Source organism: Coleofasciculus chthonoplastes PCC 7420, from assembly GCF_000155555.1.
In the GTDB taxonomy this organism is placed as follows: Bacteria; Cyanobacteriota; Cyanobacteriia; order Cyanobacteriales; family Coleofasciculaceae; genus Coleofasciculus; species Coleofasciculus chthonoplastes_A.
In genome coordinates this window covers 211,163-226,465 of record NZ_DS989846.1, presented here as the reverse complement: position 1 = coordinate 226,465, position 15,303 = coordinate 211,163, and the positions used below count along the sequence as shown (strand labels likewise).

At 45.6% G+C, this 15,303-nt stretch carries 11 protein-coding genes; 8 read left to right on the top strand and 3 right to left on the bottom strand.

The features are described 5' to 3' along the window. The first annotated feature begins 100 nt into the window (after nt 1-100). The 3 genes from MC7420_RS10030 (at nt 101) to MC7420_RS44055 (ending at nt 1,596) form a co-directional block, all read left to right on the top strand. A complete protein-coding gene (locus MC7420_RS10030) occupies nt 101-448 on the top strand; it encodes a PadR family transcriptional regulator (protein ID WP_006100165.1) in 348 nt (115 codons plus the stop codon). Between the two features lies 1 nt (nt 449). Continuing rightward, nucleotides 450-986 (top strand): hypothetical protein, encoded by a 537-nt coding sequence (locus tag MC7420_RS10025; protein ID WP_006100219.1) that lies wholly within the window; start codon nt 450-452, stop codon nt 984-986. Between the two features lie 424 nt (nt 987-1,410). Then, entirely contained in the window at nt 1,411-1,596 is a 186-nt protein-coding gene (locus MC7420_RS44055) for an adenosine-specific kinase (protein ID WP_071777207.1), read from the top strand. Here the strand turns inward: MC7420_RS44055 and MC7420_RS10020 are convergent. Beyond that, a complete protein-coding gene (locus MC7420_RS10020) occupies nt 1,558-1,773 on the bottom strand; it encodes a hypothetical protein (protein WP_006100134.1) in 216 nt (71 codons plus the stop codon). The genes MC7420_RS44055 and MC7420_RS10020 overlap by 39 nt on opposite strands. A gap of 183 nt (nt 1,774-1,956) precedes the next feature. Here MC7420_RS10020 and MC7420_RS10015 point away from each other — a divergent pair, with 183 nt between their 5' ends. Continuing rightward, complete coding sequence (locus MC7420_RS10015; protein ID WP_006100370.1) at nt 1,957-2,262, top strand: hypothetical protein; 306 nt, start codon at nt 1,957-1,959, stop codon at nt 2,260-2,262. 22 nt (nt 2,263-2,284) lie between these two features. Then, the gene (locus MC7420_RS10010; protein ID WP_044206234.1) at nt 2,285-2,983 is read left to right on the top strand and encodes a helix-turn-helix domain-containing protein; all 699 of its coding nucleotides are present in this window, start codon (nt 2,285-2,287) and stop codon (nt 2,981-2,983) included. Here MC7420_RS10010 and MC7420_RS10005 read toward each other — a convergent pair. Further along, complete coding sequence (locus MC7420_RS10005) at nt 2,980-3,357, bottom strand: hypothetical protein (RefSeq protein WP_044206232.1); 378 nt, start codon at nt 3,355-3,357, stop codon at nt 2,980-2,982. The genes MC7420_RS10010 and MC7420_RS10005 overlap by 4 nt on opposite strands. A 779-nt stretch (nt 3,358-4,136) precedes the next feature. Between MC7420_RS10005 and MC7420_RS10000 the strand changes: the two genes are divergently transcribed. Further along, the gene (locus MC7420_RS10000) at nt 4,137-8,237 is read left to right on the top strand and encodes a plasmid replication protein, CyRepA1 family (protein ID WP_006100259.1); all 4,101 of its coding nucleotides are present in this window, start codon (nt 4,137-4,139) and stop codon (nt 8,235-8,237) included. 327 nt (nt 8,238-8,564) lie between these two features. Here the strand turns inward: MC7420_RS10000 and grxC are convergent, their stop codons facing one another. Continuing rightward, a complete protein-coding gene (gene grxC, locus MC7420_RS09995; protein WP_006100052.1) occupies nt 8,565-8,882 on the bottom strand; it encodes a glutaredoxin 3 in 318 nt (105 codons plus the stop codon). A gap of 408 nt (nt 8,883-9,290) precedes the next feature. Between grxC and MC7420_RS09990 the strand changes: the two genes are divergently transcribed. Together MC7420_RS09990 and MC7420_RS35030 are read left to right on the top strand one after the other, a co-directional pair. Next, nucleotides 9,291-11,744 carry a CHASE2 domain-containing protein gene (locus MC7420_RS09990; protein ID WP_006100258.1) on the top strand — a complete coding sequence of 818 codons (2,454 nt, stop codon included), beginning with the start codon at nt 9,291-9,293 and terminating at the stop codon, nt 11,742-11,744. A gap of 296 nt (nt 11,745-12,040) precedes the next feature. Further along, nucleotides 12,041-15,265, top strand: a complete 3,225-nt coding sequence (locus MC7420_RS35030; RefSeq protein WP_006100194.1) for a beta strand repeat-containing protein — start codon at nt 12,041-12,043, stop codon at nt 15,263-15,265. Nucleotides 15,266-15,303: the final 38 nt, after the last annotated feature.

Here is a 15,303-nt window from a genome sequence, read left to right as displayed (position 1 = left end):
AACTATAGAGGCGCTGAAGCGCCTACTACGAACGGCGCACTCACCCTATATTCAAAAAGTGAATATATAATTAAATTATGAATATAGTATGGATGACTAGATGGCTACTCGCAACAAAGACGACACGCTGAATCTGACGCTGATCGAAGAGTCGATCCTGAATGCGCTGATGTATCGAGAACGCTATGGATTGGAGATTATGAGTGCGATCGCGCAAGCTAGCAACGGTGAACGCACCATTGGCTTCAGTTCCCTTTACCCCACCTTGCGAAAACTGGAAAAGCGAGGATTCGTTACCTCTCGCTGGGGTGATGAAGCGCCGGAGGAAACCACAGGCGCACGCCGACGTTATTACAAAATCACAGGTTCTGGCTTGCAAGCCTTGGAGAAAAAGCAACAATTCCTCACCGCCTTACAGCATTTGCAACCTGCACTGGGAGAACTCTAATATGATGCACCGAAACCGTCACCGCCGCCGCACCGTTTCGCAGATAATACGTTTGATCCGGCGTGGTGGGCGAGCGATCGCCAAAGCGTTGATTTATCTGGCTGTTGAATTTACCGTTTACATTGCTATCGGTGGAGGAGCGATCGCGCTTTTCTGGCTAGGATTACCCAGCTATGTCGCATTAGGATTAAGTATCGGGTTAGTGATCCTCAGCTTCACCGTGAGTTTTCTAGCTTACCGACAACATCGCCGGATCACTAGGCGATCAGTTAAAACCGATGCTTCTCCTATGATTAAAGGGGATGTTCAATTGGCTGACTGGATTGCTCAAACCCTTGCCACAAAAGCACCTCAAGAGTGGGAGGAATACCAAGATTGGCTACATGATATTTTACTGGATCGTCGCCAACGTCTAGATCAGGGTGATCCTTATTGGCGGGTAACGGCTTTAACCTACTGGCGATTAACTGGACTCTGCATTACCGTCAGTTTGATCAAGCTGAGACGACTTGCGATCGCGGCGAGACGAATGCGTTAAGAATTTTCCCTGATTGCGATCGTTATGAATGAATGATCCGAAACACCTGTTCCGTGTAGGGGCAACCCGCTTGCACTAATTCAAAACTCCATTCCACTCAATTGGATCGGGTCGCCCTCTACTCAATGAATGTCGAGATCGGTTCCTCCTGATTTGCCAAGGACAAGGGACGTAGCTTGCTTCTCGCGCTCTTCGAGTATGACAAAGGACAAAAAAAAGAGAGTCACCTAAGCAACTCTCTAGATTATCAGGGTGCATCTACTAAGCATAATTATAGCCATTGGGGGTGAGGGGTGTCACCCCCTATTTGCAAAAAAGATGTTGAGTTTTGTAAAGAAGCGGCAGCATAACCCGTGATCCGTGACCCCTGACCGATGACAATAAAAGCTGTAGTGTAGGGTAGGTAGCCCATGAGGAGACAGCCATGGAACTGAAGTCAGTTCCCGTAGAGCTTCCGGAAGGGTGTAATATCATTATCGGTCATAGCTACTTCATTAAGACAGTGGAGGACTTGCCGATTCAGAGGAATTCAAAATTGCCTCATCCGTTAAGAGAAATTTTGTCATTAAGATTAACTCACCCAAGACATAGGATTATCCTCTCCCGTTGAGGACGGGGTAAACAGCATCAACTGGGACAGTTCTGGCTGGGATAAATCTGTGAGTTGTCGCCCAAAAATAAACTCGCTGTAATCAGCTAGATTATCGAGTCCTAGAAGATTGAGCAATATCTCAGCCGCTAACCATACCGTTGTTTTTGCCAGCAATGCTTTCCAGTTTACCGTCATGGATGTGTCCCCCTTGGAATAAAAAAGTGGCAGGTGGTGAACGCCAACGATTTATTGCATCACTAGGATAGGCGGAGACTTGGAGGAACAAACACCGTGATTTTATCCAAATTAAGGGGTTAGTTGAATCAGTATCCGTAGATCTACTGATCAAACAGGTTTCACTAGAGAAATTTAAAGACTATGAATCCACAAAACACAGATAACTCAACTGTATTTGATACCCTTTGGGCGATATTGGGGGAACTGCATCAGAAATTAGGCGATCGATTCGAGTTGTATCTAGAACCCGCCAGCCAATCGCTGCAACAGTTTAGCAGTCCTGATGGCAGAGTACAAGGTTCGCTGAGAGCGTTTTCTGGTGCAGAAATTGACTGGTTAGTGCATTCTCACCTAAAAAACCCAATGCTGAACTTCAGCACCATGCGTTTAAAAGTCGTCCTGAAAGGACAAGTCTTGAAACACACTATCATGATCAAAATACTATAACAATTCCCGATCAGTCATACTCATGTCCGCATCTAGCCATAAGAATCAGTCTGCCCCGAATTACACCCAACAGTTACAATACCTCATGCATCAGGTGGATGTGTCCAGTTTTCGCCAACTGAGTCGCGTCAGTGGTGTGTCTGAACGACAAATGAAACGTCTGCGACAAGGACAAGTATCGCAAATGCGGGTAGAGACGCTGCTGAAATTATCGCAGGTATTGCAAATATCGGTCGATCAATTGCTCACCTTATTTTCACCCGAATCAATCTCTCCGATGACGCCGTCGCGCGATCGCACTTCATTCACTCCGGAGATTCCCGCACCAGAAAGCCTCGACAACCTCAAGCAGGAATACCACCGACTACAACAGCAATTCGCCGAACAACGCGAAACCCTGCTACAGGAATTTCAGCAATCGAGTGTGCAGGTATTAGAATCATGGTTATTACAGTGGCCCACAGCCGCTTATGCTGTAACTCAGAATAACCAGTTACCCGCCATCCGATTATTGCCTCTAATCAAGCCAGTGGAACAGCTTCTGCAACAATGGGGCATAGAAGCGATCGCTTCAGTTGGTGATGAATTGACTTATGATCCCCAATGGCACCAATTAATGTCGGGAACCGTTCAACCCGGAGAGCTGGTGCGAGTTCGTTACGTTGGCTATCGGCAAGGTGATAAATTATTGTATCGGGCTAAAGTGAGTCCGGTGAATTAGGAGTAATAATCTTGATAAAAATTGCCCACCTTACAGGCTTCTTCGGTAATCCAAAAGCGAAAATCTAAAATTGAATAGTCTTGTTTCTCCTGTCTGCGAGAACTGCCTCGACATTCAGAACGGGTCAGAAAATTGTGCGGGGAAGGTCGAGGCTCTTTATTACTATTTGTCGTTGTTGAATTCAAGGTTAAATCTCCTGTAGGTTTAAAAAGTAGCGGTTTTTGAGTTGGTAAAACCACCCGTTTGCAATTAGCACAAATAATTGCTTGGTGAGTTGATAAATCATTAAATGCAGGTATAGGATGACTAGCTGCGGCAAAGGTTAAAGTTCCTAAAATGCTAGTGCTAGCTAGACTAATTAACCATTTAGTCATTTATCGACCTAGGGTTAGGTTGCTGATTTTTATTGTCGCATTCTCATTTAAACTAAAATTCGGTTTTATTGAGGAGTTTAAAGGACCCAATTTAGGCTTAGTCAGAGTTTACATTAATGATCCATGGTTTTTGTTCTAAATTTTTAATGTTTTCTGAGAGTTATAGCACTACACACTAAGGTTAGAACATATCAAGAAAAATTAAAATCGCTCAATCCTTTGTAAGGTAAGGATTTGTCTTCACTATTGCATATTCCACACCGAGCGTGTTACCGAGCGTGTTACTGAGCGAAGCGTTCGACTGAGCGCTCACGCCGAAGTCCGAAGTAAGTCGAGGTAAGCGATGCCCTGAGCCTGTCGAAGGGTCGAGGTGTTGCCTATTGCCTATTCCCTGGCGCGTAGCGCTATACCTCAATTATCCTGAATTCAATTAGTCCTGAATTTAACTCAACCGGAAACCGTAGGGACGCACGTCGGTGCATCCGTGTCAACTTAAAGCCACAATTCTTGCCAACTCCCGGTAGATCCCCGACTTCTTCGTTGAAACCCTGATTCTCACCAATGAACTAGATTTAGAAGTCGGGGATCTGGTTTCTGCCCATTGCCCATTGCCCAGCGCGTAGCGCTATACTCCCCGCACCCCTGCACCGCCACTTTTTCACATGACGCTTCAAGCATTGGTCAACAAGCCCTATAATTAGTGTTCCTTTCCTAAGCCATCCAGTTTGACTACTAGATGTAGTGTAGTTTTGCGTATGAACCCCTTAATCTCAAATCCCGTGAATTATCTGCAAGAATGGAACAATAGCTGTATCGATGACCAACTCACGCGCCTAAACGTTATCCCTTTAACTGGCACTTGCCCATCGAACTATTTATTCTACGCGGATACCTTACCACGACGGAATGATGGTCGGGTCAGTCACCGCATCCTCAAGCGCTACGAACATACGGAACAAGGAGGATGGTGGTGTTCCGGAATTGACGTACTCACGGGTAATGATGACCTTTGGGGTTGTTTCAAGCCTAGTTCTCCTCGGCGCAATACTCAGACGGGAAAACCGATTAAATACGAACATCCGCCCCTAGCCCCCACAGGTGTTTTTGCTTTGCGTGTCCCCCTACATCTGTGGCAGGATATTGCTAATCGCTATAACCTGACGCTTCCATTTGATGTGTCTGGGGGTGGGTTTCATCACGTCATCGACAATCGTGAAAACCTCGCTGACACATCGGTCAGGGCGGGTTTTGGACAAACGTTACCATCAATCACCCCAGGCGAGTCCCTAAACCCGCCCCTACAAACCATGCCCTCGCTAGTCGCCAAGGGTGAACATTCGGTCAGGGCGGGTTTTGGACAAACGTTACCATCAATCGCCCCAGGCGAGTCCCTAAACCCGCCCCTACAAACCATGCCCTTGATAGTCGCCAAGGATGAACATTCGGTCAGGGCGGGTTTTGGACAAACGTTACCATCAATCGCCCCAGGCGAGTCCCTAAACCCGCCCCTACAAACCATGCCCTTGATAGTCGCCAAGGATGAACATTCGGTCAGGGCGGGTTTTGGACAAACGTTACCATCAATCGCCCCAGGCGAGTCCCTAAACCCGCCCCTACAAACCATGCCCTTGATAGTCGCCAAGGGTGAACATTCGGTCAGGGCGGGTTTTGGACAAACGTTATCATCAATCACCCAAGGCGAGTCCCTAAACCCGCCCCTACAAACCATGCCCTTGATAGTCGCCAAGGATGAACATTCGGTCAGGGCGGGTTTTGGACAAACGTTATCATCAATCGCCCCAGGCGAGTCCCTAAACCCGCCCCTACAAACCATGCCCTTGATAGTCGCCAAGGGTGAACATTCGGTCAGGGCGGGTTTTGGACAAACGTTACCATCAATCGCCCCAGGCGAGTCCCTAAACCCGCTCCTACAAACCATGCCCTTGATAGTCGCCAAGGGTGAACATTCGGTCAGGGCGGGTTTTGGACAAACGTTACCATCAATCGCCCCAGGCGAGTCCCTAAACCCGCCCCTACAAACCATGCCCTTGATAGTCGCCAAGGGTGAACATTCGGTCAGGGCGGGTTTTGGACAAACGTTACCATCAATCGCCCCAGGCGAGTCCCTAAACCCGCTCCTACAAACCATGCCCTTGATAGTCGCCAAGGATGAACATTCGGTCAGGGCGGGTTTTGGACAAACGTTATCATCAATCGCCCCAGGCGAGTCCCTAAACCCGCCCCTACAAACTCAAAATGTCTCCGGCGAATTTTGGCAGTGGCTTATCGCCCATCCCGAAATTCCGTTGTGTATTACTGAGGGCGCCAAGAAAGCGGGGGCTTTACTCACTGCCGGCTATGGGGCAATTGCCCTCCCTGGTGTATTTGGTGGCTATCGTGTCCCTAGAGATGAACAAGGAAATCGTATCGGCAAGTCTCGCCTAATCCCCCAGTTACTCAAATTAGCAACGCCGGGGAGAACGATTTATATTGCCTTCGACCAAGACACTAAACCCAGTACCATCAAAGCTGTTAATGCCGCTATTCGTCAGTTGGGATATTTATTAACCCAAAAGGGATGTTCTGTCAAGATAATCAGTTGGCATCCAGACCAAGGGAAAGGGGTTGATGACTTAATTGCCAACCATACTCAAACAGTATTTGACCAAGCCTATCAAACGGCTGTCCCCCTAGATACCTGGAAAGCCCAATCCTTAACCGGGCTGACGTATCCGCCCACGATACAGATAAATCGTCGCTATTTAGGGGAATTATCGATTCCTGAGGATGCCAAGTTGATTGGAATTAAATCCCCCAAAGGGACAGGGAAAACTCAGTGGTTAGAAACAATTGTTCAAGAGGCAATTAAGCAGCAGAAATGGGTTTTGGTGATTGGTCATCGGGTGCGACTCGTGGAGGCGTTATGTCAGCGCTTTGGCTTGAACTATGTCACTCAGATACAGGATACAGAAACGGGTGCTAGGTTAGGCTATGGTCTCTGCGTTGACTCTCTCCATCCTACCTCTCAGGCTGGCTTTGAGGCGGTGAACTGGTCAGATGGCGTGGTAATTATTGATGAAGTGGAACAGGTTCTTTGGCATGGGTTGGATTCGGATACTTGCAGTAGTAACCGAGTAGCGATTCTGAAATCTCTGAAGACATTGATGCAGAATGTTTTGGGAGATGAGGGACAAGTTTATGTGGCGGATGCGGATTTGAGTGATATTTCTATCGATTACTTGATTTCTTTATCGGGGGTTCCCCAACATCCTTATATTATTCACAACACCTGGAAACCCAGCGAGGCTGAATCCTGGCGGGTAAACTATTATCCAGAACGTAAGCCAGAACGCTTGATTCAGGATTTGGAACGACACATTGCAGCCGGAGGGAAACCCTTTGTCTGCCTTTCCGCCCAGAAACGGGGGAGTCAGTGGGGAACCTGTACGTTGGAAGCCTATCTACGTTCTCGATTTCCTGAGGCGAAGATTCTCCGCATTGATTCGGAATCTCTGACTGAACCGACTCATCCGGCGTATGGCTGTATGCGTGATTTGGATGGGGTGTTGAGTCAGTATGATATTGTTCTGGCAAGTCCGGTGATTGAAACGGGTGTCAGTATTGAGTTGCAGGGACATTTCACCTCGGTTTGGGGAATTGCAATTGGGGTACAAAGTGAAAACTCGGTGCGTCAGGCGTTGGGGCGAGTGCGGCAAAATTTGCCTCGGTTTCTGTGGGTAGCGCCTTGTGGGTTTAATCGGGTGGGAAATGGTTCTACGTCGATTCCCGCTTTGTTGACATCGGGACGCCGTTTGACTCAGCTTAATATTCGATTATTACAACAATCCGATTTTGATGCCCTGGATGATATTGAGACGAGTTTTCAAGCGGAATCGCTGTTGTGTTGGGCAAGAATGGCGGTAAGGCATAATGCGTCGATGTTTCAGTATCGGGAATCGGTACTGGCGGCGCTGCGCGGGGAAGGGCATCAGGTGGTTGAGGCTGAGGAGATGGGGGGAGGGGGTAGTGTGTGCTCTGTTTCCCAGACACAGGGAAAGATTGAAGCCGATTCGCTGACGGCTGCGATCGCGGCGGTGAAAGACCAAAATTATCAAGCAGAATGTTTAGCGATCGCGCGGGCTAAAAATCTGAGTGATCATCAATATCATACTGGGCAAAAACGATTAGTGAAAACCCTTGCCCAACGACGGGCGATTCGCAAATATGAGTTAAAGCAGCGTTATCGAATTCCCGTAACTGCCCAACTGGTGGCTAAGGATGATGAGGGTTGGTATCAAAAGCTATTGCTGCATTATTTTCTCACCTTAGGGCGAGATCATTTAGCGCAACGGGATGCAGTGATGGCACGTAAATTGATTGAGTTAGGCGGTGGAAGTATTTTCTTGCCCGATTTTAATCGTTCTCAATTGGGGGCGGCGGTAGGGACAATGGAACTTTTGGGGGTTCCCGTTTTGTTAACGGATCGGGGGCGTGAGTTAAGAGGGACAGATGAGGATTTGCAGGCGATGGCGCGATTGGCATTATCGAATCGGGCGTCGATTAAAACCACGTTGGGGATGGGATTGGCGCGAAATGCGACACCGATTCGGATTGTCCGGCGTTTGTTAGATAAAGTTGGCTATGGACTTCAATGTATTGGTCGTGAAAGTAAACGTTTAAATCGCGTGCGTGTCTATCAGGTGCTTCATCCCTCGGATGGGCGGTTTGAGGTATTTCAGCAGTGGTTGGCGCATAGTTGTGAGGTGTTAGAGAAGTCTCATCAACGACTTGATGCTTGTTCAAAAGAGGCAAAAAATAAGGCTGATGTTGATGCCGGGGTTGACTATGTACAGCTTTGTCTTAATTTGTCGGATTGTTGATTGTCATTTGTCATTTGTCATTTGTCATTCTGAATGAAGCGACAGCGGAATGAAGGATCTCATTAGTGCAGCAGGGGGAGAAACAGCTGACCCGTTAAAATATCCCCTGCTTGCAGGCAGTCAGGGCGGGTTTAGTTACTTATGGGTGATGTCAGAAATGATAGTAAGCTGTCATGCATTTAAATTGGGTATTAGTAGCGAGCAAGATGCTCGCACTACAAGGCTTTCGCCGTTATTGATATTAAGGTTTAAATGCCGAACAGCTTAGTGAAACCCGCCCCTACACATTCAAAATAGAGACGTATTAAGCTATGTCTCTACACGGTTTCACGCTTGAGCCGGCTGATATAATAAAGGATCTAACTTTCCCTGACTATCTAAACTGTAGAGATCATCACAGCCACCGATATGCTGGTTGTTAATAAAAATCTGGGGAACGGTTCGCCGTCCGTTTGCTCGTTCTGCCATTTTCATTCTGGCACTTCCATCGTCGTCGATTTTATACTCTGTGAAGTTAACGCCTTTCCACCACAGTAATATCTTGGCACGAATACAAAAGGGGCAAGTTTGCCAGGTGTAAATTTCCACGTTAGCGTTGATGCGTTCGGGATGACGTCCGAGGAGGGAGTTGATCAAGTTGAACATTTTATCACTATTTTCAAGGGTTCTATTTTCTATTCTAAGATATTAAGGTGTGTTAAGCCAATCCTTGTCCTCTATCATTTTTTACCGCTAGTGCTAGCGTAATTTAAAATTATTAAAGAATAATATTACATTAATTTATATAACAAATTAACATTATTTTTTCGGGGTTACGCACTAGGGAATACAGCAGTTCGTTTCATCGATTAAATGACCGCCTAACCCACCCTACAGAGAATTAATGGTTTTGCAATCAATGGTCTCTCAGTTTAGATTAAGTTATTTAGTTTACCGGAATTTTCACCAAAGAGCTTGATAGTAATGGTAACATGTTACCTCCAATCGCTATGTTGGAGTTAGCAGTTGGAGATGAAGGAATTCAGACGGGAGATATCAGACGGGAGATATCTGATGGGTTCAAAGCTGAAAACCTGGATTAAGCAGTGGCAAGGAGTATTATTAATCGCACCGAGTGTGACGTTGATTATCCTTGCCCTGAATGCGGCGGGTTTATTTCAGCTATTGGAATGGGCTACTCTGGATCAATATTTTCGGCTGCGCCCTCAGGAATCCCCAGATTCTCGTATTCTCTTAGTCACGATTGATGAAACGGATATTAATCAGGTGGGGCGGTGGCCCATTCCGGATGGGGTTTTGGCTGATTTAATTACTACGCTGAAAGCGGCTGAACCACGAGTGATTGGTTTAAATCTGTATCGAGATTTACCTGTAGAACCGGGACATCAGCAATGGGTGGAGGTGATGCAGTCTACGCCGAATTTAATTGGGGTAGAAAAACGAGTGGGCGATCGCGTGGCTTCTCCACCCACTCTGGACGCTTTAAACCGAGTTGCTTTGGCGGATCTGATGGTGGATGCGGATGGCAAGATTCGCCGAGGGTTATTGTCGATTAAACAGGAAAATGATGAGTTGCAATTAAGTTTAGCCGCCCGTTTAGCGTTACAGTATTTAAGGGCTGAGGAGATTACCTTAGAGGAGATTAATGCTAATCAGCAGCGTTATCGCTTGGGGAAAACTATCTTTACGCCTTTCCAGACTCATGATGGGGGGTACGTGGATGTAGATGCGGGAGGGTATCAGATTCTCTTAAATTATCGCGGTGTTTCAGACAGCTTTGATACCGTTTCCTTAAGGGATGTTTTAGCCGATCGCGTTCCGCCGGAAAAAATCCGCGATCGCATAATCTTAATTGGGTCTAAAGCCCAAAGTACAAACGATTTATTTTTTACCCCTTATGATAGCACAATATTTGCTCCTCCCCGTCGCGCCGCTGCTGTTGTTATTCACGCGAATTTAACCAGTCAAATTATCAGTAGTGCCATTGATGGACGCCCCTTGATTAAAGTCTTAGCCAATCCAGTCGAAGGGGTACTGGTTTTGTGTTGGTCGTTTCTGGGTGCAGCCGGAAGTTTAGTTTGGCTAAAGAATAAATGGTTGAATCCCAAAACCTTACTTCAATTACTTGCCCTAGGCATTTATATTGTATTAGCAAGTGGTTGTAGTTTAATTGGCACGTATCTCTTATTTTTGGCAGGATGGTGGTTACCTGTAATTCCCTCACTACTCGCCTTGACGGGTTCAGCCTTTATCACTGCCGATTATCAGAGTCGGCGGTTACAGCAGGAAGCGCAACAGAAATATCGCCGTATCTTTGAAAATGCCCTAGAAGGTATTTTTCAGACCACTCTTGATGGACGCTATCGCAGTGCAAATCCCGCATTGGCAAAGATTTATGGGTATAAGTCTCCAGAGGAACTAATTACCAGTATTACTAATATAAAAACTCAGCTTTATGTTGACCCGAAGCGGCGAGATTACTTTATTCAACTAATGGAACAACAAGGAGAAGTTGTCGGCTTTGAGTCGCAAGTTTATCGCCGGAACGGTAGCATTATTTGGATTTGTGAACATGCGCGATCGGTTTGTGATGATCAAGGAAATGTTCTTTACTATCAGGGATTTATTGAAGATATTAGCGAACGGAAGCAAGCGCAAGTCGAGCGTGAAGCGTTTACTAGAGAACTTTTCCAGTTGAATCAATCGTTCTCCCAGTTTGTCCCCCGGCAATTCTTGCAATTACTAAAAAAAGACAGTATTTGTGATGTTAAATTAGGCGATCAATCTCAGCAAAATATGTCAGTCCTTTTTGCGGATATTCGCAACTTTACGAGTCTATCAGAGGCGATGAAGCCGCAAGAAACCTTTAACTTCATCAATCGTTATCTTTCCTATATGGAACCTGCCATTATCCAGAATCAAGGCTTCATTGATAAATACATTGGTGATGCAATTATGGCGTTATTTAGTGGCAGTGCCGATGATGCGGTCAAGGCAGCAATTGATATGCTGCAACACTTAAAATGCTATAATCAAGAGCGACAAAAAGCCGGAGAATGTCCTATCGAAATCGGAATTGGGATTAATACTGGCTTGATGATGTTGGGGACAGTGGGCGGTAAAACCCATATTAATAGTACGGTGCTGAGTGATGCTGTGAATTTAGCCTCTCGCTTGGAACATTTGACCAAAGAGTATGGGGTATCGCTGCTGATTTCACATTACACCTTTGACCATTTGCGTGACCCTTCTAACTATTCGTTTCGTATCATTGGTCGGGTCAAGGTTAAAGGTAAATCCCAAACCGTGTCGGTGTTTGATGTGTTTGATGCTGATCCGCCTCCCGTTCGTCAACGGAAGCTGAAAACAAAGACAATGTTTGAACAAGCGTTATGCCTTTATTCGCAACGAGAGTTTAGTAAGGCGGCTAAATTATTTCAACGGTGTCTAGAGTTTGTGCCTGAGGATAAAACCGCTAAAATCTATCTGCAACGCTGCCATAAGTAGAGATGTAATAGGCTAGATTGACATAAGCTGTTCGGCATTTAAACCTTAATATCAATAAGGGCGAAATCCTTGTAGTGCGTTTAGCGAAGCCATGCCGCAGGCTTTAGCGAAGCCATGCCGCAGGCTTTGCATCTTGCTCGCTACCCATTCCCAATTTAAATGCATGACAGCACACAGGTAACATGCCGTTTTTAATTTTATAAAAAATTTAATCTTCCTCCAAAAGAGTACGGGTATGGTTACAACGGGACTGTATAGAGAAAAAGAACCGAATCATTGGGTTTAACCTCTTGTCAATGAATTTTACCGGATTTTTTGTCTCAAATCCAGTTCAACTGATGAATCCAGTCATTCTTAACTCTCTACCGCTCAAGCTAAACAGTCAAAAAGCATTAAAATGGTTCTGCTGTTTTGGACTTGTATCCAGTCATATTTTTTATGCGGCAAAGATTAATGCCCAACTGATTCCTGATGATACGTTAGGTGCAGAAAATTCAATCGTTGTTCCCCAAGAGGCGCGGGATTTGATTCAAGGGGGGGCAAGACGAGGGAGTAATCTGTTCCACAGTTTCCAGGAGTTCAATGTTGATCCCGGACAGCAGGTTTACTTTACTAATCCTGGGGAGGTTGACCATATTCTCACTCGTGTCACGGGAACGAATCTATCCAATATTTTTGGCACTCTCGGTGTGGAAGGGGCGGCAAGTTTATACTTAATTAATCCTAATGGAATTATTTTTGGTAAAGACGTTAGGTTAGATGTAACAGGTTCATTTATGGCGAGTACGGCGGATGGGATTCGCCTGGGTGAACAGGGATTATTTCGGGCAACAGAACCTGAAGAAAGTACACTCTTATCGATTCAGCCAGGGGTATTCTTTTTTAATTATTTGACGAGTGAATCGGCAACGATTACCAATGCGGGAAATTTATCGGTGGGAGGGAATCTTACTCTAGCGGCTAATACTCTTAATTTACAAGGTCAGCTTATCGCTGGGGATAATCTTACTCTGCACGCTAATCATACTATAAATATTCGAGACAGTCTGGTAAATCCGTTCATCGCTAAGGCTGGCGGAAATATGCAGGTACAAGGCGATCGCACAATTGATATTTTTGCCCTGAATCATCCGGATAGTGGTGTTTTCGCCAATGGGGATATGGTATTCCGTTCAGTTAATCCTGTGCAAGGGGATGCCCATTTCTGGAGTGGAGGCGAGTTTCGCATCGAACAGCTTGATGGGAATCTGGGAACTCTGAGGAGTCCCCATGATCCGGTGATTCGCAGCCGTGGGGATGTTTTAATGGGGGCTTATCAAGGCGCTTCACTGCATATTTTTGCGGGCGGAAGTGTAACGATTCCGGGTGGTGTTTTGATCAATAACGTCGATGCCGAAAATGGCATTGTTGAAAATGTTACTCTATCTGATGGCACATCCATATTAATTGATGGGAAAAATCAACCCACCCTGGATATCCGGGCTGGAACTACCGCTTTTGGGATTCCAGTTATCAATGGAATTCCATCGGATGGAATTATTGTCCCGCCGTTCCCCAATCCCCTGGAAAGTCCCACCAGTGCTAATATTACCATTGGCGATATTCTGAACTCAGGAGGAACTGTATTTTTAACTAATCAGTATCAGCCCAATCCCTCCTTATCTGGGGATATTACTGTTGGTTCAATAAATACCAGTTCCTTAGTTGGAAAAGCCGGTGATATCTTACTCCAATCTGTTGGTGATATTGCTGTGAGTGATATTTATGCTAATGGACTAATTGGGGGTCGTATTTCCCTAACAAGTGGCGCAACCCTAACCATCGATAATTCAATCATTGCTAGCGTCAGCAGTTTAGGAAAAGGCGGTGATATTGAACTCTCAGCCCCGTCTCTGGTGTTGAGTGGTGGGTCGAAAATTTTCAGCGTTACGGTTGGTTCTGGACAAGGAGGTAATATTGAGGTTAGCGCTGATTCAATTCGTGCTGACGATAACTCGGATATTAATACAATTGCAGCTAGTATAAATGATATCAATAATATCACTAATATTATCGAAATTATTGGCTCACCGACTGGTGATATTGGAGAACTCGATCAATTTTTTCAACCCAACACCCCATCTGGGAGTGTTTCCGGATCAGGAGGTAATATTCAGGTTAGTGCAGAATCGATTATCTTGGAAGATGAATCGAATATTGCGACAGCTACCTTTGCAAATGGTGGACAGGCGGGCAATGTGAGAATTAATGCGGCTTCAGTCAACCTGCTGGATGACGGTAGCTTAGGTTCTCTTACGTATGGGTTGGGTGATGCTGGAGATTTAACCCTAAATACTCGCCAATTACTGATTCAAAATACCAAAATTCAGTCAGGAATAGGAACAGGAATTTCTACCGCCGCCCAACCTTATAGCAGTGGTGATGCTGGGGATTTAATCATCAACGCTGAATCGATAAAAATTATTGGCAATCAACCCGGTGCGGCTGTTGCTCCAACTGACCTAAATAGCCTTTTAGAGTTGACTAATTTGGTCACAGGTTTAACCTCTGGAACTCAAGGTAGTGGAGATGCTGGAAATATTACAATTAATAGCGATCATTTGGTGGTGCGAGATGGTGCTGGAATTGTTACTTCGGCTGCCCCGAAAAGTACAGGAACTGCCGGAAACTTAAGCCTGGATGTGACTCAGATAGAATTACGGGGGAAGGGAGGAATAGGCACGTTTAGTTTAGCCTCTGGTGATACCAAGGCTGGTGATTTGTACATTAATGCCGAGCAAGTGAAACTTCGGGATGGCGCTGTAATTGGTACAGGGACGCTATCCGGAAATGGGGGGAATATTATCCTCACTGGAACGGATTTATTACTGATGCGAAATAATAGTTTAATCAGTACTACAGCCGGACAAACTGGGGCGGGTGGAGATGGTGGCGATATCAATATTGATGCTAAGTTTATCATAGCGATTCTGGATGAAAATAGTGATATTGTGGCTAATGCTTTTGAGGGAGATGGGGGGGATATTGACATAACAACACAAGGCTTTTTTGGCTTACAGGTGAGTGATAAACTTACCCCAAATAGTGATATTACAGCGAGTTCTCAGTTAGGCATTGATGGCAGAATTACGATTAATACTCCCAATGTTGATCCCTCTCGCGGCTTAACTGAATTACCGTTTAATTTTACTGATCCGTCGAATCAAATTATCGCGGGTTGTCCGGCTGATACCGGGAATCGCTTTACTGCTATCGGACGCGGCGGTATTCCCGATAATCCCCGTGACTATTTGCAAGGAAATTCGGTTTGGCAAGATCGGCGAAATGTGGCAGGGTTTTTGGATAATAAACCTGCTGTAAACCTGCCATCTGAGACACCTAAAAAGCAGATAATTGAAGCTGAAGGTTGGATTGTGGATGAAAATGGTACGGTGATTCTGACGGCTAAATCGAGTGGAGGTAACAGGGTGGATTTTTGGGAAGGATCGTCTTCTTGTGGGGGGAGAAATGACTTAGATTAAATTTAATGGGTGAGATTGCAATTATATTTTTTAACGCA